Annotated in this window: 15 protein-coding genes; 14 read left to right on the top strand and 1 reads right to left on the bottom strand. The window is 72.0% G+C overall.

Annotation, left to right across the window (positions count from 1 at the left end):
• Nucleotides 1-39: 39 nt before the first annotated feature.
• The 13 genes from pyrR to ABZ477_RS01670 all read left to right on the top strand — a co-directional run bounded on the left by pyrR (nucleotide 40) and on the right by ABZ477_RS01670 (nucleotide 15,585).
• Entirely contained in the window at nucleotides 40-570 is a 531-nt protein-coding gene (gene pyrR / locus ABZ477_RS01730; protein WP_360126897.1) for a bifunctional pyr operon transcriptional regulator/uracil phosphoribosyltransferase PyrR, read from the top strand.
• Nucleotides 567-1,523, top strand: coding sequence for an aspartate carbamoyltransferase catalytic subunit (locus ABZ477_RS01725; protein ID WP_360126894.1), 957 nt, complete (start codon nucleotides 567-569; stop codon nucleotides 1,521-1,523). The genes pyrR and ABZ477_RS01725 overlap by 4 nt, the downstream gene beginning before the upstream one ends.
• Entirely contained in the window at nucleotides 1,523-2,833 is a 1,311-nt protein-coding gene (locus ABZ477_RS01720; RefSeq protein ID WP_360126891.1) for a dihydroorotase, read from the top strand. Before ABZ477_RS01725 ends, ABZ477_RS01720 begins: the two co-directional genes overlap by 1 nt.
• On the top strand, nucleotides 2,830-3,339 hold the full coding sequence (locus ABZ477_RS01715) for a hypothetical protein (protein WP_360126888.1): 510 nt from the start codon (nucleotides 2,830-2,832) through the stop codon (nucleotides 3,337-3,339). Before ABZ477_RS01720 ends, ABZ477_RS01715 begins: the two co-directional genes overlap by 4 nt.
• Nucleotides 3,336-4,604: a glutamine-hydrolyzing carbamoyl-phosphate synthase small subunit gene (carA, locus tag ABZ477_RS01710; protein ID WP_360126885.1), complete on the top strand. Its 1,269-nt coding sequence runs from the start codon at nucleotides 3,336-3,338 to the stop codon at nucleotides 4,602-4,604. Before ABZ477_RS01715 ends, carA begins: the two co-directional genes overlap by 4 nt.
• The gene (carB, locus tag ABZ477_RS01705; RefSeq protein WP_360126882.1) at nucleotides 4,597-7,884 is read left to right on the top strand and encodes a carbamoyl-phosphate synthase large subunit; all 3,288 of its coding nucleotides are present in this window, start codon (nucleotides 4,597-4,599) and stop codon (nucleotides 7,882-7,884) included. Before carA ends, carB begins: the two co-directional genes overlap by 8 nt.
• Nucleotides 7,881-8,741 carry an orotidine-5'-phosphate decarboxylase gene (pyrF, locus tag ABZ477_RS01700; protein WP_360126879.1) on the top strand — a complete coding sequence of 287 codons (861 nt, stop codon included), beginning with the start codon at nucleotides 7,881-7,883 and terminating at the stop codon, nucleotides 8,739-8,741. Before carB ends, pyrF begins: the two co-directional genes overlap by 4 nt.
• Nucleotides 8,734-9,630: a guanylate kinase gene (gmk, locus tag ABZ477_RS01695; protein WP_360126876.1), complete on the top strand. Its 897-nt coding sequence runs from the start codon at nucleotides 8,734-8,736 to the stop codon at nucleotides 9,628-9,630. The genes pyrF and gmk overlap by 8 nt, the downstream gene beginning before the upstream one ends.
• A gap of 82 nt (nucleotides 9,631-9,712) precedes the next feature.
• Nucleotides 9,713-9,967, top strand: a complete 255-nt coding sequence (gene rpoZ / locus ABZ477_RS01690; protein WP_360126873.1) for a DNA-directed RNA polymerase subunit omega — start codon at nucleotides 9,713-9,715, stop codon at nucleotides 9,965-9,967.
• Nucleotides 9,968-10,064: 97 nt separating this feature from the next.
• On the top strand, nucleotides 10,065-11,258 hold the full coding sequence (metK, locus tag ABZ477_RS01685; protein WP_360126871.1) for a methionine adenosyltransferase: 1,194 nt from the start codon (nucleotides 10,065-10,067) through the stop codon (nucleotides 11,256-11,258).
• A gap of 54 nt (nucleotides 11,259-11,312) precedes the next feature.
• Nucleotides 11,313-13,292: a primosomal protein N' gene (locus ABZ477_RS01680; RefSeq protein ID WP_360126869.1), complete on the top strand. Its 1,980-nt coding sequence runs from the start codon at nucleotides 11,313-11,315 to the stop codon at nucleotides 13,290-13,292.
• 8 nt (nucleotides 13,293-13,300) lie between these two features.
• On the top strand, nucleotides 13,301-14,224 hold the full coding sequence (gene fmt / locus ABZ477_RS01675; protein ID WP_360126866.1) for a methionyl-tRNA formyltransferase: 924 nt from the start codon (nucleotides 13,301-13,303) through the stop codon (nucleotides 14,222-14,224).
• Nucleotides 14,221-15,585, top strand: a complete 1,365-nt coding sequence (locus ABZ477_RS01670) for a transcription antitermination factor NusB (protein ID WP_360126864.1) — start codon at nucleotides 14,221-14,223, stop codon at nucleotides 15,583-15,585. The genes fmt and ABZ477_RS01670 overlap by 4 nt, the downstream gene beginning before the upstream one ends.
• Nucleotides 15,586-15,595: 10 nt before the next feature.
• Here the strand turns inward: ABZ477_RS01670 and glsA are convergent, their stop codons facing one another.
• A complete protein-coding gene (glsA, locus tag ABZ477_RS01665) occupies nucleotides 15,596-16,768 on the bottom strand; it encodes a glutaminase A (protein WP_360126861.1) in 1,173 nt (390 codons plus the stop codon).
• A 20-nt stretch (nucleotides 16,769-16,788) separates the two neighbouring features.
• On the opposite strand from glsA, the gene rpe reads away from it, so the two are divergent.
• Complete coding sequence (gene rpe / locus ABZ477_RS01660) at nucleotides 16,789-17,466, top strand: ribulose-phosphate 3-epimerase (RefSeq protein WP_360126858.1); 678 nt, start codon at nucleotides 16,789-16,791, stop codon at nucleotides 17,464-17,466.
• Nucleotides 17,467-17,509: the final 43 nt, after the last annotated feature.

The following is a 17,509-nucleotide window of genomic DNA, read 5'->3' as shown; positions in this document are numbered from 1 at the left end:
CTTTAACCCCGTCCTGTGAGGCGGAGAAGGGAGCGGCGGATGAGCACGCGCACCGTGCTGCACGAGGCCGACATCGCCCGGGCACTGACTCGGATCTCGCACGAGATCCTCGAGTCGAACAAAGGCCCCGAGAAGCTCGTCATCCTCGGCATCCCCACTCGAGGCGTCGCCCTCGCCCACCGCATCGGCGCGCTCGTCGCGGAGTTCGGCGGGCAGCCCGTCCCCGTCGGTGCGCTCGACGTCACGATGTACCGCGACGATCTGCACCGCAATCCCACGCGGGCGCCGCAGCCCACGCAGATCCCCGCGGGCGGGATCGACGGCAAGACCGTCGTCCTCGTCGACGACGTGCTCTTCTCGGGACGCAGCATCCGGGCCGCGCTCGACGCGCTGCAGGACATCGGGCGTCCCGCCGCCGTCCGCCTCGCGACGCTCGTCGACCGCGGGCATCGCGAGCTGCCCATCCGGCCCGACTTCGTCGGCAAGAACCTGCCGAGCGCGCGCGACGAGCGCGTCAACGTGCGCCTGTCTGAGATCGACGGCGCCGAGGAGGTGACGATCGAATCATGAGGCACCTGCTCGACACGAAGACGCTGTCCCGCGAGGACGCCCTGCGCATACTCGACGTCGCCGAGGACATGGCCGACACGCAGCGTCGTGAGATCAAGAAGCTGCCGACGCTGCGCGGCAAGACCGTCGTCAACCTGTTCTTCGAGGACTCGACCCGCACGCGCATCTCGTTCGAGGCCGCCGCGAAGCGCCTGTCGGCCGACGTCATCAACTTCTCCGCGAAGGGCTCGAGCGTCTCCAAGGGCGAGTCCCTGCAGGACACCGCGCAGACGCTCCAGGCGATGGGGGCGGATGCCGTCGTCATCCGTCACGGCGCGTCCGGGGCGCCGCGCACCCTCGCGACGAGCGGCTGGATCACCGCCGGTGTCGTCAACGCCGGTGACGGTACGCACGAGCACCCGACCCAGGCGCTCCTGGACGCCTACACGATCCGCAAGCGGACCTTCGGCGACGACAGCCGTGGTCGCGATCTCGCGGGGCTGCGGGTCACGATCGTCGGCGACATCCTCCACTCGCGCGTCGCACGCTCGAACGTGTGGCTGCTGGACGCCCTCGGCGCGCACGTCACGCTCGTCGCACCCCCGACCCTCGTGCCGCAGGACGTCTCGGCCTGGCCGGCCCGTGTGCTCTACGACCTCGACGAGGCGATCACGGAAGGGTGCGACGCGCTCATGATGCTGCGCATCCAGCTGGAGCGCATGAACGCCGCGTATTTCCCGACTGAACGGGAGTATTCCCGGCGCTGGGGCCTCGACGCGACACGGCTCGCGGCACTCGAGCCGGGTAGCATGGTGATGCACCCGGGCCCCATGAACCGAGGCCTGGAGATCTCCGCCGACGCCGCCGATTCGCCGCGCTCCACCGTGCTCGACCAGGTGACCAACGGCGTCTCGGTGCGCATGGCGGTGCTGTATCTGCTGCTTGCCGGCACTGATGAGAGAGAGGACGTGTGATGGCTGAGGTCCTCCTCTTCAAGGGCGCCCGCCTCGAGGGCGGCGAGCCCGCGGACCTGATCGTCGAGGACGGCGGCATCGCCGAGGTCGGCACAGGACTGAGCCGCGCCGGCGCGACGGTGATCGACGTCGAGGGCCTCGTCGCGCTGCCGGGTCTCGTCGATCTGCACACCCACCTGCGCGAGCCCGGGTACGAGGCATCCGAGACGATCCTCACGGGCTCCCGTGCGGCCGCGGCCGGCGGCTACACGACGGTCTTCGCGATGCCGAACACGTCGCCCGTGGCCGACACGGCTGGCGTCGTCGAGCAGGAGCTCGCACTCGGTGAGGCGGCCGGGTACGTCACGGTCCAGCCGATCGGCGCCGTCACCGTCGGGCAGAAGGGCGAGCGCCTCGCCGAGCTCGGCGCGATGGCAGACTCGCGCGCACGCGTGCGCGTCTTCAGCGACGACGGCTTCTGCGTGTGGGACCCGCTCATCATGCGCCGCGCGCTGGAGTACGTGAAGGCCTTCGACGGCGTCATCGCGCAGCACGCGCAGGACCCGCGCCTCACGGAGGGCGCGCAGATGAACGAGGGCAGCGTCTCGGCCGAGCTGGGCCTGGCCGGCTGGCCCGCCGTCGCCGAGGAGTCGATCATCGCGCGCGACGTCCTCCTCGCCGAGCACGTCGGATCCCGCCTGCACGTGTGCCACCTGTCGACGGCCGGCTCGGTCGACATCATCCGCTGGGCCAAGCGCCGCGGCGTCGACGTCACGGCCGAGGTCACGCCGCACCACCTGCTGCTGACGGACGAGCTGGCCCGCGGCTACGACGCCCGGTTCAAGGTCAACCCGCCGCTGCGGCGCGAGGAAGACGTCCTCGCGGTGCGCGAAGGGCTCGCCGACGGCACGATCGACATCGTCGCGACCGACCATGCTCCGCACCCGGCCGAGGCGAAGGCGTGCGAGTGGCAGGCTGCCGCGAACGGCATGGTGGGACTGGAGAGCGCGCTGCGCGTCGTCCAGCAGGCGATGGTCGACACGGGACTCATCGTTTGGGCCGACGTGGCGCGCATCATGTCGCGCACACCCGCACGCATCGGCCGGCTCGACGGCCACGGCACTCCGCTGAGCGCGGGGCACGCGGCATCCGTCACGTTCTACGACCCGAAGCCGGTCCGGTCGTTCTCGACCGGCGACCTGCGCGGCCGCAGCGTCAACTCGCCGTACCTCGGGCGGGAGCTGCCCGGCGAGGTCCGCTGGACGCTGCACCGCGGCATCCCGACCGTCGTGGACGGCGCGCTGCTCGACCAGCCGGGGGTGCGCGCGTGAGCCGGCAGGGTGCGCTGCTCGTGATGATCGGCGTCGCGGTCGTGCTGCTGGGCCTGCTCGTGTGGGCGTGGATCCGCCGGACCCGCCGCGACTCCGCGCCGCTCGTGCAGGCGGCCCAACTGCCGGTCGGTGCGCACGTGCGCGCCGTCTTCGATGTCCTCTACGTCGCGACGACGCGTCGCGACACGCCGCTCGAGCGGATCGCCGCGCCCGGGATGTCCTTCCGCTCGAAGGCGACCCTGACGGTCGCCCAGGAGGGCCTCGAGGTCGACCTCACCGGCGGGAACCGCTTCGTCCTGACGCCGGACCGCATCCTCGACGTCGGGCAGTCCACTGTCGCGATCGACCGGGTCGTCGAGCAGGGCGGCCTCACGAAGCTCACGTGGCGCACCGACGCCGGCGCCGTCGTCGACACCTACTTCCGACCGCAGGATGCCTCGGCCCGCGCTCTCGCGGACGCCGTGGCCGGCATCCTCACCCCGACCCCGACAGGAACCGACGCATGACCCCTTCGACGACCTCAGGGATCTTCGCCCAGGAGCCCGCCGTCCTCGTCCTGGAGGACGGCACACGACACGTCGGCCGCGCCTACGGCGCGCACGGCACGACGCTGGGCGAAGTCGTCTTCGCGACCGGCATGACCGGTTACCAGGAGACCCTCACCGACCCCTCCTACGCGGGCCAGATCGTCCTGCAGACGGCGCCGCACATCGGCAACACCGGCATGAACGGCGAAGACCCCGAGTCGCGCCGAATCTGGGTGTCCGGCTACATCGTCCGCGACCCCTCCCGCGTCGTCTCGAACTGGCGCGCCGACGAGTCGCTCGACGACGCGCTCGTGAGCGACGGCGTCGTCGGGATCAGCGGCATCGACACGCGCGCCGTGACGCGGCACATCCGCTCCGCGGGCAGCATGCGCGGCGGGATCTTCTCGGGCGAGGCGGCAGGGCTCGACCCCGAGCAGCAGCTGACACTCGTGCGCGAGGCGCCGAAGATGGCGGGACAGAACCTCTCGGCATCCGTCTCCGTCGCGGCCGCCGAGGTGACCCCGGCTGCCGTGAAAGACGGAGTGGAGCGGATCGGCAACCTCGCCGTCCTCGACCTCGGCGTCAAGCAGGCCACCGTCGACAACCTCGCGGCGCGGGGCTTCGACGTCCATGTCCTGCCGCAGGACGTCTCGATCGACGACATCCGGGCGATCGACCCGGTCGCGGTCTTCTACTCGAACGGACCCGGAGATCCCGCGGCCTCGGGGGACCACGTCGACCTCCTCCGCGGCGTGCTCGACGACGGACTGCCGTTCTTCGGCATCTGCTTCGGCAACCAGCTCCTGGGCCGCGCCCTGGGCCTGGGCACCTACAAGCTCCCGTTCGGCCACCGCGGCATCAACCAGCCGGTGCTCGACAAGCAGACGGGCCGCGTCGAGATCACGGCGCACAACCACGGCTTCGCGGTCGACGCGCCGATCGACGGCGCCTTCGACAGCCCGAACGGCTACGGCCGCATCGAGGTCTCGCACGTGGGACTCAACGACCAGGTGGTCGAGGGCCTGCGCGCCCTCGACATCCCGGCGTTCTCGGTGCAGTACCACCCGGAGGCGGCCGCCGGCCCGCACGACGCCAACTACCTCTTCGACCGCTTCCGTGACCTGGTCGTCGCCCACCGGTCGTTGAGCGAGCGAAGCGAGACGAAACGCCCCGAGCCGCCCGACGACGGTTCGTCTCGTCGCTTCGCTCCTCGCTCAACGACCGGAAAGTCAGACAATGCCTAAGCGCGACGACATCAAGAGCGTCCTGGTCATCGGCTCCGGCCCGATCGTCATCGGCCAGGCCTGCGAGTTCGACTACTCGGGCACCCAGGCGTGCCGCGTCCTGCGCGAGGAGGGGGTGCGCGTCATCCTCGTCAACTCGAACCCCGCGACGATCATGACCGACCCCGACTTCGCGGACGCGACCTACATCGAGCCGATCACGCCCGCCGTGATCGAGACGATCATCGCGAAGGAGAAGCCCGACGCGATCCTGCCGACGCTGGGCGGCCAGACGGCCCTCAACGCCGCGATGGCGCTGGACAAGGCCGGCATCCTCGACAAGTACGACGTCGAGCTCATCGGCGCGAAGGTCGAGGCGATCGAGAAGGGCGAGGACCGTCAGATCTTCAAGCAGCTCGTCCTCGATGCAGGGGCGGATGTCGCGGCATCCGTCATCTGCCACTCGATGGACGACCTCCTCGCCGGCGCCGAGAAGCTCGGCTACCCGCTCGTCGTGCGCCCGTCCTTCACGATGGGCGGCCTCGGATCGGGCTTCGCCTACGACGAGGCCGACCTCCGCCGCATCGGCGGCGCAGGCCTGCACGACTCGCCCACGAACGAGGTGCTGCTCGAGGAGTCGATCCTCGGGTGGAAGGAGTACGAGCTCGAGCTCATGCGCGACACGGCCGACAACACGGTCGTCGTCTGCTCGATCGAGAACGTCGACCCGGTCGGCGTGCACACGGGCGACTCCATCACGGTCGCCCCCGCGCTGACCCTCACCGACCGCGAGTACCAGAAGCTCCGCGACATCGGCATCGACATCATCCGCGCCGTCGGCGTCGACACTGGCGGCTGCAACATCCAGTTCGCCGTGAACCCCGACAACGGCCGCATCATCGTCATCGAGATGAACCCGCGCGTCTCGCGCTCGTCGGCCCTCGCCTCCAAGGCCACGGGCTTCCCGATCGCCAAGATCGCCGCGAAGCTCGCGATCGGCTACCGCCTCGACGAGATCCCGAACGACATCACGAAGGTCACCCCCGCGAGCTTCGAGCCGACGCTCGACTACATCGTGGTCAAGGTCCCGCGCTTCAACTTCGAGAAGTTCCCGGCCGCCGACACGACCCTCACGACGACCATGAAGTCCGTCGGCGAGGCGATGGCGATCGGCCGCAACTACGCCACGGCGCTGCAGAAGGCGCTGCGCTCGCTCGAGAAGCGCGGCTCGAGCTTCCACTGGGGCGACGAGGCGCGCAGCGTCGAGGAGCTCCTCGAGATCGCGAAGACCCCGACCGACGGCCGGATCATCGTCGTGCAGCAGGCGCTGCGCAAGGGCGCGACGGTCGAGCAGGTGTTCGACGCGACCGCGATCGACCCGTGGTTCATCGACCAGATCGTGCTCATCAACGAGGTCGCCGACTTCGTGAAGTCGGCGGGCGAGCTGGATGCCGCGACCCTTCGCATCGCGAAGGAGCACGGCTTCAGCGACGCCCAGATCGCACAGCTGCGCGGTGACAGCGAGGCGGAGGTGCGCGGTGTCCGCCACGGGCTCGGCATCCGTCCCGTCTTCAAGACGGTCGACACCTGCGCGGGCGAGTTCCCGGCGCTGACGCCGTACCACTACTCGAGCTACGACTTCGAGACCGAGGTCACGCCGTCCGAGCGCACGAAGGTCGTCATCATCGGCTCGGGCCCCAACCGCATCGGCCAGGGCGTCGAGTTCGACTACTCGTGCGTGCACGCCTCGTTCGCCCTCGCCGACGCCGGCTACGAGACCGTCATGGTCAACTGCAACCCCGAGACGGTGTCGACGGACTACGACACGAGCGACCGCCTGTACTTCGAGCCGCTGACCCTCGAGGACGTCCTCGAGGTGCTGCACGCCGAGGCGCAGTCGGGCGAGATCCTCGGCGTCATCTGCCAGCTCGGCGGCCAGACGCCGCTCGGCCTCGCGAAGGGCATCGAGGAGGCGGGCTACCGCATCCTCGGCACGAGCCCCGCGGCGATCGACCTCGCCGAGGAGCGCGAACTGTTCTCGCGCCTGCTCGACCGTGCGGGTCTCGTCGCGCCGCGCAACGGCACCGCCATCGACGAGGCGGGCGCGATCGCCGTCGCGGAGGAGATCGGCTACCCCGTGCTCGTCCGCCCCAGCTTCGTGCTGGGCGGCCGCGGCATGGAGATCGTGTACTCGACCGAGGCCCTGCGCGACTACTTCGTCCGCATCGCCGACCAGGCCATCATCGGCCCCGGTCTGCCGCTGCTCGTCGACCGCTTCCTCGACGACGCCGTGGAGATCGACGTCGACGCGCTCTACGACGGGCAGGAGCTCTACATCGGCGGCGTCATGGAGCACCTCGAGGAGGCCGGCATCCACTCCGGCGACTCGAGCTGCACCCTGCCGCCCATCTCGCTCGGCCGCACCGAGATCGACCGCGTCCGCGAGGCGACCCGCCTCATCGCGGAGGGCGTCGGCGTGCGGGGCCTCCTCAACGTCCAGTTCGCGGTCAGCGCCGGCGTGCTCTACGTGATCGAGGCGAACCCCCGCGCGTCGCGCACCGTGCCGTTCGTCTCGAAGGCGCTCGGCATCCCGCTCGCGAAGGCCGCCTCCCGCATCATGGCGGGTGCGACGATCGCCGAGCTCAAGGCCGAGGGCGTCCTGCCCGAGGTCGACGGCTCGCGCGTCCCGCTCGACGCGCCGGTCGCCGTCAAGGAGGCCGTGCTGCCCTTCAAGCGGTTCCGGACGAAGGACGGCCTCATGGTCGACTCCGTGCTCGGACCCGAGATGCGCTCGACGGGCGAGGTCATGGGCATCGACCGGGACTTCCCGACGGCCTTCGCGAAGAGCCAGGAGGCCGCGTACGGCGGCATGCCGCTCGAGGGCACGGTGTTCATCTCGGTCGCCGACGACGACAAGCGCGCCGTCATCCTGCCGGCCCACCGCCTGCAGGAGCTCGGCTTCGACCTCGTCGCGACGGAGGGCACCGCCGAGATCCTGGCGCGCAACGGCATCGCGGTCGAGGTCGTGAGCAAGTACTCCGAGACGCAGGCCAGCGGCGAGACGAACATCGTCGACCTCATCAACGCCGGCGAGATCGACATGATCGTCAACACGCCGAGCGGGGGAGCGGCGCGCGCCGACGGGTACGAGATCCGCGCGGCCGCCGTCGCGGCCGACAAGGCGCTCTTCACGACGATGGCGGTGCTCGGTGCGGCCGTCTCGGCGCTGCCCGTCCTCCGCGAGGGCTTCGATGTCAGGAGCCTCCAGGAGTACGCCGTCGACAGGGCAGGACGCGCGTGACGGGTTTCGGTGAACGACTGACCGCTGCGTTCGCGCAGCACGGCCCGCTGTGCGTCGGGATCGATCCGCACGCCCACCTGCTCGCGGAGTGGGGGCTGGATGCCTCGGGCGCTGGCCTGCGCGAGTTCGGTCTGCGCGTCGTCGACGCGGCGGCCGGACGCGTCGGGATCGTCAAGCCTCAGGTCGCCTTCTTCGAGCGGTTCGGCTCGGCGGGCTTCGCGGCGCTCGAGGACGTCCTGGCTGCGGCTCGCGCGGCGGGGCTCGTCGTCATCGCCGACGCCAAGCGCGGCGACATCGGCTCGACGATGGACGGGTATGCGGAGGCCTGGCTCGCGGAGGGCTCGCCTCTGGAGGCGGATGCTGTCACCGTGAGCCCGTACCTCGGACCCGAGTCGCTGCGCGGCACGCTGACGCTCGCCGCACGCGGCGGGAAGGGCGTCTTCGTCCTGGCCGCGACGAGCAACCCGGAGGCGGCCGCGCTGCAGACGGCGCAGACGACGGATGTCGCTGCCGCCGACGGCGAGACCGTCGCCGCGCGGGTGGCCCGCGACATCGCGTGGGTCAACGGCTCGACGGCCTTCGCGGGCGGTCTGGGTCCCGTCGGGCTCGTCGTCGGCGCGACGGTCGATCGCCTGGAGTTCGGCCTCACCGACGAGCTCCTGCGCGGTGCTCCGATCCTGGCTCCGGGCTTCGGCGCGCAGGGCGCCGAGCCCGCGGATCTGCCGGAGCTCTTCGGCGCGGTCGCCCCGAACGTCGTCGCGAGCGAGAGCCGCAGCATCCTGTCCGCCGGCCCCGACGGCCTCGCGATGCGCATCGAGGAGCGCGCCGCGCTGTACCGTGGGGAGTCCCATGGCTGACGCACAGCACCCTCCCGAGGTCGACCGCGTCGCGGCATCCCGTCGCGCGGTCGAGGCCCGGCGTGCGCGCGCATCCCTCAAGAAGGATGTCGCGATGCGGGTCATCACGCCGCAGGAGCTCGTCCGGCGGGCGTTCGCCGACCCGGCGTCGCCGGCCGGCACGATGCGGGTGACGGAGTTCCTCACGAGCATCCCGGCCATCGGCGAGGGCAAGCGCGACCGCATCCTCGCGCAGCTCGGGATCTCGCCCGTCAAGCGCCTCGGCGGGCTCGGAGCGCGCCAGCGTCGCGCGCTCGAGTCCTTCCTCGAGGAGCGCTGGCCGCAGCTCGTGCCGCGCGGAGGCCGAAGCCACCTCGTCGTGCTCGCCGGCCCGACGGCCGTCGGCAAGGGCACCGTCGCGGCGCGCATCAGGCAGCTGCATCCCGAGATCCACCTCTCGGTCTCGGCCACGACCCGCGCGGCGCGGCCGGGCGAGGTCGATGGAGAGCACTACTTCTTCGTCGACGACGCGGAGTTCGACCGGCTCGTGGCCGGCGGCGAGCTGCTCGAGCACGCGACGGTGCACAACCGCTTCCGGTACGGCACACCGCGCGAGCCCATCGAGCGTGCCCTCGCGGAGGGCAAGACCGTCCTCCTCGAGATCGATCTGCAGGGCGCGCGGCAGGTCCGTGCCGCCGAGCCGTCCGCGACGCTCGTCTTCCTCCTGCCGCCGAGCTGGGACGAGCTCGTGCAGCGTCTCGTCGGGCGGGGGACCGAGGGTGCGGAAGAGCGCGCCCGGCGCCTGCGGACGGCGAAGGTCGAGCTCGGCGCGCAGCATGAGTTCGACTTCGGCGTCGTGAACGACGACGTGGACCGTGCCGCCGAGGAGGTCGTGGCGCTCACCCGGTAGACTGTTCTTTTGGGCCTGCGCCGGCAGCGCACGCCGAACGTCTTCTGCACCGACATCCGCCCCCGAACCAGGAGGTTCCCCCATGGCCGGAACGAACCAGGGCATCATCGAGCCCCCCATCGACAACCTGCTCGACAAGGTCGACTCGAAGTACCAGCTCGTCATCTACGCGGCCAAGCGCGCGCGCCAGATCAACGACTACTACTCGGACCTGCACGAGGGGAACCTCTTCGACAACGTCGGCCCGCTCGTCGACTCGACCGTCGAGGACAAGCCGCTCACGATCGCGCTCCACGAGATCAACGAGGACAAGCTCCGCCTCCGCTCGGTCGAGTGATCCCGGGCGCATGACGCCGCGCGGCGCGAGCCGCGACGGTGTCGGCGCCCGCCTGCAGACTGGTGCGAATCCGCCTCGCCACGATCCTGGAGCCTTGATGACCGAGCTGCGTCTGTTCACCTCCGAGTCCGTCACGGAGGGGCACCCCGACAAGATCTGCGACCAGATCTCCGACAGCATCCTCGACGCGATCCTCGCGGACGACCCGCAGGGCCGCGTCGCGGTCGAGACGCTCGTGACGACGGGTCTCGTGCACGTCGCCGGCGAGGTCTCCACACGCGCGTACGTCGAGATCCCGGCGATCGTCCGAGACGTCGTCAACCGCATCGGCTACACGTCGAGCGAGACCGGCTTCGACGGGGACTCGTGCGGTGTGAGCGTCTCGATCGGCGCGCAGTCGTCCGACATCGCAGCGGGCGTCAACAAGGCGTTCGAGCGCCGCGAGGACGGCTCGGAGGACCCGCACGACCTCCAGGGGGCCGGCGACCAGGGCATCATGTTCGGCTACGCCACCATCGAGACGCCGCAGCTCATGCCGATGGCCGCGTGGACGGCGCACCGCATGGCCGAGCGCCTCGCTCAGGTCCGCCGATCCGGCGCGCTGCCGTTCCTCCGTCCGGACGGCAAGACGCAGGTGACGCTCGGCTACGACGGCCAGACCCCCAAGACGGTCGAGTCCGTCGTGCTGTCGACGCAGCACCACCCCGACATCTCGCAGGACGAGCTGCGCGCGATCGTGCGCGCCGAGGTCATCGACCCGGTCCTGGCGCAGACGGGCCTCGACACGCCGGACGTCAAGTACTACATCAACCCCGCCGGGCCGTTCGTGACGGGTGGTCCGAAGGGTGACGCGGGGCTCACGGGGCGCAAGATCATCATCGACACATATGGCGGCGCGTCACGCCACGGCGGCGGCGCGTTCAGCGGCAAGGACCCCTCGAAGGTCGACCGCTCCGCGGCGTACGCGATGCGCTGGGTCGCCAAGAACGCCGTCGCGGCCGGTCTCGCCGATCGCCTCGAGGTCCAGGTCGCGTACGCGATCGGCAAGGCCAAGCCCGTCGGCCTGTACGTCGAGTCCTTCGGCACAGGACACGTCGCGGACGAGACGATCACGGACGCGATCCGCAGCGTCTTCGACCTCCGACCGAAGGCGATCATCGACCGCCTCGACCTGCTGCGTCCCATCTACGCCCAGACGGCCGCGTACGGCCACTTCGGCCGTGAGCTGCCCGACTTCACGTGGGAGCGCACCGACCGCGTCGAAGAGCTCCGCGCCGCAGCCGGGCTGTGACGTGGCGCGGCGTCTCCGCCGGAACGTCCTGACGCGCTTCGCCGCGGACCCGTCGTGACCGCGCGACCGATCGCGCGCGTCCTCCTCGACTCGCCGCTCCCGCAGCTCGACCGGCTGTTCGACTACGCGATCCCGGCCGAGTGGGAGGCGGATGCTCAGCCCGGCGTCCGCGTCCGCGTGCCGCTGCGCTCGGCCGGTCGTGTCGTCGACGGGTACATCGTCGAGCGCGGCGAGGAGGAGGCGGGCGACCGGCCCCTCTCCGAGCTCGACTCGGTCCTCTCGCCCGTGCGCGTCCTGCCGGACCGGCTCTATGCGCTCGCCCGCCGCGCCGCCGACCGTGCGGCGGGGTCGGCCTCCGACATCCTCCGCCTCGCCATCCCCAAGCGCATGGTGCGCGCCGAGAAGGCCTGGCTCGCGGCACCCCGGCCAACGATTCCCGTCGTCGACACGGCCGCTTCGGAGTGGGCCTCAGGCGTGCTCGCTGCGTTCCCGGGCCTCGCCGACGGGCTGGACGCCGGAGCGCGCCTCGCACTGGAGGCGCCCGCGCGGGTGGTCCAGGCGGCCGAGGGTGCGTGGGTCGGGGCCTGGGCCGAGCTGCTCGCTGCGGCGGCCGCCGCGACGCTCGCCCGCGGGCGCAGCGCGATCCTGGTCGTGCCGGACCACCGCGACCAGGCGCAGCTCGAGGCCGCCCTCGAGGGGCGCATCCCGCCTCAAGCCCTCGTGCGCCACGACGCGCGCCAGTCCTCGCCTTCGCGGTACGCGGGCTTCCTCCGCACGCTCGATGCCGCCCCCTGCATCGTCGTGGGCAGCCGGTCCGCCGTGTACGCGCCCGTCCACGAGCCCGGCCTCATCGCGGTCTGGGACGACGGCGACCCTCTGCTCGACGAGCCGCTCAGTCCCGGGGTGCACGCGCGCGACGCGGCCCTCGTCCGTCAGGAGCTGGACGGCTGCGCCCTCCTCTTCGCGGCCCACACCCGCACGAGCGACGTCGAGCGGCTCGTCGGCGTCGGGTGGCTCCGCGACCTCGCGCCCGCGCGCCGCATGAGCCCGCGCGTCGTCATGAGCGCGACGCGGGAAGGCGAGTCCCGCGGTGCGCGCGTGCCGTCGGCGGCCTTCGCAGCCGCGCGCGAGGCGCTCGCGCACGGGCCGGTCCTCGTGCAGGTCGCCCGCCCGGGCTACGCGCCGGTCCTCGTGTGCGCCGAGTGCCGCCGGCCCGCGCGCTGCGCGCACTGCGCCGGGCCGCTCAAGGCCGCCCGACCCGGCGCGGTGCCCGAATGCGGCTGGTGCGGCCGCGCCGCGAACGGCTGGACGTGTCCGCACTGTCAGTCGACGCGCGTGCGCATGGCCTCGTCCGGCAGCGAGCGCACGGCCGACGAGCTGGGGCGCGCGTTCCCCGGTGTGCGCGTCATCGTGGCGGACGGCGAGCACCAGGTGCTCCGCGTCGATGCGCGGCCTGCGCTCGTCATCGCGACGAGGGGCGCCGAGCCCATCGCCGACGGCGGCTACCGCGCCGTGATCCTCCTCGACGGGGAGCGGATGCTGCTCGCCGACGATCTGCGGATCGGCGAGTCCGCCCTGCGCTGGTGGATGAACGCGGCGGCGCTGTCCGCACCCGGTGCGCCCGTGCACCTCGTCGGCGTGACGGGAGCTGTCGCGCGGGCCCTCGCGACCTGGACGCCGGCGTCCTACGCCCGCTCCGAGCTCTCCGACCGGACGCCTCTGCGCATGCCGCCGGCCGTGCGCGTCGCGGTGCTCGAGGGACCGCCGCAGACCGTCGCGACGGCTCTCGCGGCGCTGCGCGACGCCGTGCCCGAGTCCGAGGCGGGCGATGTCCTCGGTCCCGTCCCGCACGGCGACGAGACCGTCCGCGCGCTCGTCCGCTTCGACTACGGGGCAGGCGCGCGCGTGACCGAGAGCCTGCGATCCTCGGTCGTGTCCGACGCACTGCGCGCGCGGAAGGGTCCGCGGGGCAAGGCGGCGGGCTCGCGCAATACACTCAGAGTGCGGGTCGACGTGCCCGATCTCGACCTGTGAGGAGCCCCATGCGCCTCGTCTTCGCCGGGACGCCGGATGCCGCCGTCCCGACACTGCGCCGCCTCGCGGCATCCGACCACGACGTCGTCGCCGTCGTGACCCGCGCGGACGCGCCGCTCGGACGCAAGCGCGTCCTGACGCCGTCGCCCGTCGCGCAGGCGGCGGCCGAGCTCGGCATCCCCGTCATCAAGGCCGACCGGCTCGACGCCGACGCGACCGAGGCGGTGCGCGCCGTCGAGCCCGACCTCGGCGTCATCGTCGCGTACGGCGGCCTCGTGCGCGAGCCGCTCCTCTCGCTGCCCGCCCACGGCTGGATCAACCTCCACTTCTCGCTCCTCCCGCGCTGGCGGGGCGCCGCTCCCGTGCAGCGGGCCATCATCGCGGGGGATGCCGAGACCGGCGCCGCCGTGTTCCAGCTCGTGCCCGAGCTCGACGCGGGCGACGTCTTCTCGGTGCTGCGGACGCCCGTGCCCGGCGACGCGACGGCGGGGGAGCTGCTCGCCGATCTCGCCGTGCGCGGGGCGGAGGTCGTGGCCGACGTCGTCGACGGGATCGCCGCCGGCACCGCCGTGGCGCAGCCCCAGGTGGGCGAGCCGACGTTCGCGGCGAAGCTCACCCTCGAGGACGGCCGGATCCCGTGGACGGATCCGCGGGAGGCCGTGCTCGCTCGCATCCGCGGCGTCACGCCCGAGCCAGGCGCCCACACGGCGCTGGACGGGGCACGCCTCAAGGTGCACGCCGCCGCGCCCGCTCCCGACGGCTCCGCCGCTCTCGCCCCCGGCGAGCTCGCGCTCGTCGGCAAGACCGTGCAGGCGGGGACCGGGTCCGAGCCCATCGTGCTCGAGCTCGTCCAGCCGGCGGGAAAGGGCTTGATGCATGCCCCGGACTGGTGGCGAGGGCTGCGCGCCGGAGGACGGGTGGTGGCATCGTGACCGCGAGCGCCCCGCGCCGGGTCGCGCACGATGTCCTTCAGGCCGTCGGCGAGTCCGACGCCTACGCCAACCTCCTGCTCCCCGCCGCGATCGACCGGGCCGGCCTGTCCACCGCTGACGCCGCACTCGCGACGGAGCTCACATACGGCACTCTCCGCCGGCGCGGGACCTACGACGCCGTCATCGCGATCGCGGCCGACCGTCCCGTGCAGGACATCGACTCGTCGGTCATCGACGCGCTCCGCCTCGGGGTGCACCAGCTCCTGTCGACCCGTGTCGCGTCCCACGCCGCGGTGCACGAGTCGGTGGAGCTGGTCCGCGGCACCGGCCGAGGTGCCTCCGGATTCGTCAACGCCGTCCTTCGGCGCATCTCGCGCGACACGCCGGGAGACTGGATGACGCGCGTCGAGCAGTCCGCGAGGTCCGACGATGAGCGGCTCGGGCTGATGTTCTCGCACCCGGTGTGGATCGTGCGCGCCTTCCGTCGGGCTCTGGCCGCGGAGGGTCGCGCCGACGAGCTCGAGGCGCTCCTGACAGCCGACAACGCATCGCCGCGCGTCACGATGGCGGCGCTCCCGGGTCTCGCCGAGGTGCCGGGCGACGCACGTCGCACGCCGTTCTCACCCTTCGGCTTCCGGCTCGCGGGCGGCGACCCGGAGTCGCTCGTCACGGGCTCGGAGGGACGTGTCCGCGTGCAGGACGAGGGCTCACAGCTCGCCGCCCTCGCACTCACGCGGGCCGAGCCCGTGCGACCGGGGGAGCGGTGGCTCGACCTGTGCGCGGGGCCCGGCGGCAAGACCGCGGTCCTCGCGGCCGAAGCCCTCGCAGGCGGTGCGAGCCTCGAGGCGAACGAGGTCTCTCCGGCACGCGCGGGGCTCGTGCGGCGGGCGATCGCCGGTGTGCCCATCGACGTCCCGGTGTCGGAGGAGGACGGACGCGTCCGCGCGGCGGATCAGCCCGGCGCCTACGACCGCATCCTCGTCGACGCGCCGTGCACGGGACTGGGCGCCCTGCGCCGCCGGCCCGAGGCGCGCTGGCGGAAGTCCCCCGCAGACGTGCCGTCCCTGACCGAGCTGCAGACCGAGCTGCTGACGGCCGCGATCGTCGCCCTCCGACCCGGGGGCATCGTCGCCTACGTCACGTGCTCGCCGCACCTCGCCGAGACGGCGGGAGTCGTGGCCGAGGTCCGCCGCGGCTTCGGCGGCGCGATCGAGGAGCTCGACGCGCGCGAGGTCGTCCGCAGCATCGCTACGACGGATCCGCGGCTGCCCGACCAGTCGGACGGCTCGGGGCGCGCGCAGCTGTGGCCGCACCGGCACAACACCGACGCGATGTCGATCTCGCTCCTTCGCAAGGTCTGAGCCTCGGGGATCACTCCACGAAGCGGACGGCGGAGTGCAGGGCTTCCAGCTCACCGCGCAGCGCGACCATCGCCACCGGATGCGCGCGAGCGAGTTCACGGCCGTCGACGAGGATGACGGCATCCGAGGGCGTCACGGCGGCGAGGTCGCGCAGCGCAGCCAGCACGCGCTCTGCGGCTGCGTAGCCGAGCTCGCCGCTCAGCCTGATGACCCGTCCGTCCGGCGATTCGACGACGTCGACGACAGGCTGCGAGATGCTCTCGTGCGGCTCGAGCAGGTGCATGCCCATGCGGTCCGACAGGGCCTCGACGATCGCCTGCCCGCGCACGCTGTTGCCGTGCTCGTCGAGCCGGGGGCTGAACGCCGCGACGCCGAACTGCGAGGGGGCGACGGCGAGGACACCGCCGCTCACGCCGCTCTTGGCGGGAAGGCCGACGCGCAGCATCCACTCGCCCGAGAAGTCGTACATGCCGCAGCTCGACATGATCGACAGGACGTCGCGGGCGACCCGCTCGTCCACGACGCGTTCGTCGGTGACGGGATTGACGCCGCCGAAGGCGAGGGTGCTCGCCATGATGGCGAGGTCGCGCACCGTGACGAGGATCGAGCACTGCCGGAAGTAGGTCTCGACGGCGAGGTCCACGGGCGCGTCGATGATGCCGTAGGAGCGCATGAGGTGCGCCAGGGCGCGGTTGCGGTCGCCGGTCGAGGATTCGGAGCGGTACACGTCCTCGTCGACCAGCAGGCGACGCCCCGCGAAGGCGGAGAGCGTCTCCACGATGCGCGATGTGCGATCCTCGACGTCGGATCCGGCGACCATCCCCGTGGTCGCGATCGCGCCGGCGTTGACCATGGGATTGGCCGGCCGGCCGCTGCCCTCCTCGAGGCTGATCGCGTTGAACGGCTCGCCGCTGGGCTCGGCGCCGACGCGGTCGAGCACATCGGACAGCCCGCGCTCGGCGAGCACGTGGGCCAGCACGAAGGGCTTCGAGATCGACTGGATCGTGAACTCGGCGTGGTCGTCGCCGACGGAGAGCACGCGCCCGCGCGGCCCTACGACGCCGAACGCCAGGCGGTCGGGATCGGCGGCCGCGAGCTCGGGGATGTACGAGGCCGTCGCACCCCGGTCGTCCTGCCTGATCTCGTCCAGTACGCCCTGCAGCACCGCGGTGATCGGATCCACGGCTCGACCATAATGGACGGATGCAGCGCCACGACGAGGACAGCATCCGGATCAACCCCAGCATCCTCGCCGCGGACTTCGTGAACATGCAGGCCGAACTCGCGCGCATCTCCTCCGCCGACTTCGTCCACGTCGACGTCATGGACAACCACTTCGTGCCGAACCTGACGTTCGGGCTGCAGATGGTCGAGCGAATCCAGGCCACGAGCCCCGTCCCGCTCGACGTGCATCTCATGATCACCAATCCCGACCGCTGGGCGCCCGGGTACGCGGAGCTCGGGGCGGCGTCCGTCACGTTCCACCTCGAGGCCGCGCAGGAGCCCGTAGCGCTCGCACGGCGCCTGCGAGCGATCGGCGCGCGGGCGGGCGTCGCCGTCAAGCCTGCGACGCCCGTCGAAGGCCTCTTCGACCTGCTCGACGACTTCGACCAGATCCTCGTCATGACGGTCGAGCCCGGCTTCGGCGGCCAGTCGTTCATGCCTGAGACGATGCCCAAGCTCCGTCGCCTCGCCGACGAGGCCCGCAAGCGGGGATCGGCTGTGTGGCTGCAGGTCGACGGCGGCATCGGCGAGTCGACGATCGCGCAGGCCGCCGAGGCGGGTGCCGACACCTTCGTCGCGGGCTCCGCCGTGTTCGGGGCGGGGGATCCGGATGCCGCGATCGCGGGCCTGCGCGACCTCGCGGAGCACCGCCACTGAGCCGGCCGCCGTCACGCGGCGCCGAGGCATCCCGCCCTCCCGG

Origin of the sequence: Microbacterium sp. NPDC019599, from assembly GCF_040632175.1 — a bacterium.
Lineage (GTDB): Bacteria > Actinomycetota > Actinomycetes > Actinomycetales > Microbacteriaceae > Microbacterium.
Note: the sequence above shows the minus strand (reverse complement) of the source record. Positions and strands in the feature narration are given on the sequence as shown.

What these genes read in the sequence shown, in the direction of transcription:
- pyrR (WP_360126897.1), top strand. Translation starts at nt 40, where the DNA reads ATGAGCACGCGCACCGTGCTGCACGAGGCCGACATCGCCCGGGCACTG.
- ABZ477_RS01725 (WP_360126894.1), top strand. Translation starts at nt 567, where the DNA reads ATGAGGCACCTGCTCGACACGAAGACGCTGTCCCGCGAGGACGCCCTG.
- ABZ477_RS01720 (WP_360126891.1), top strand. Translation starts at nt 1,523, where the DNA reads ATGGCTGAGGTCCTCCTCTTCAAGGGCGCCCGCCTCGAGGGCGGCGAG.
- carA (WP_360126885.1), top strand. Translation starts at nt 3,336, where the DNA reads ATGACCCCTTCGACGACCTCAGGGATCTTCGCCCAGGAGCCCGCCGTC.
- carB (WP_360126882.1), top strand. Translation starts at nt 4,597, where the DNA reads ATGCCTAAGCGCGACGACATCAAGAGCGTCCTGGTCATCGGCTCCGGC.
- gmk (WP_360126876.1), top strand. Translation starts at nt 8,734, where the DNA reads ATGGCTGACGCACAGCACCCTCCCGAGGTCGACCGCGTCGCGGCATCC.
- rpoZ (WP_360126873.1), top strand. Translation starts at nt 9,713, where the DNA reads ATGGCCGGAACGAACCAGGGCATCATCGAGCCCCCCATCGACAACCTG.
- metK (WP_360126871.1), top strand. Translation starts at nt 10,065, where the DNA reads ATGACCGAGCTGCGTCTGTTCACCTCCGAGTCCGTCACGGAGGGGCAC.
- fmt (WP_360126866.1), top strand. Translation starts at nt 13,301, where the DNA reads ATGCGCCTCGTCTTCGCCGGGACGCCGGATGCCGCCGTCCCGACACTG.
- rpe (WP_360126858.1), top strand. Translation starts at nt 16,789, where the DNA reads ATGCAGCGCCACGACGAGGACAGCATCCGGATCAACCCCAGCATCCTC.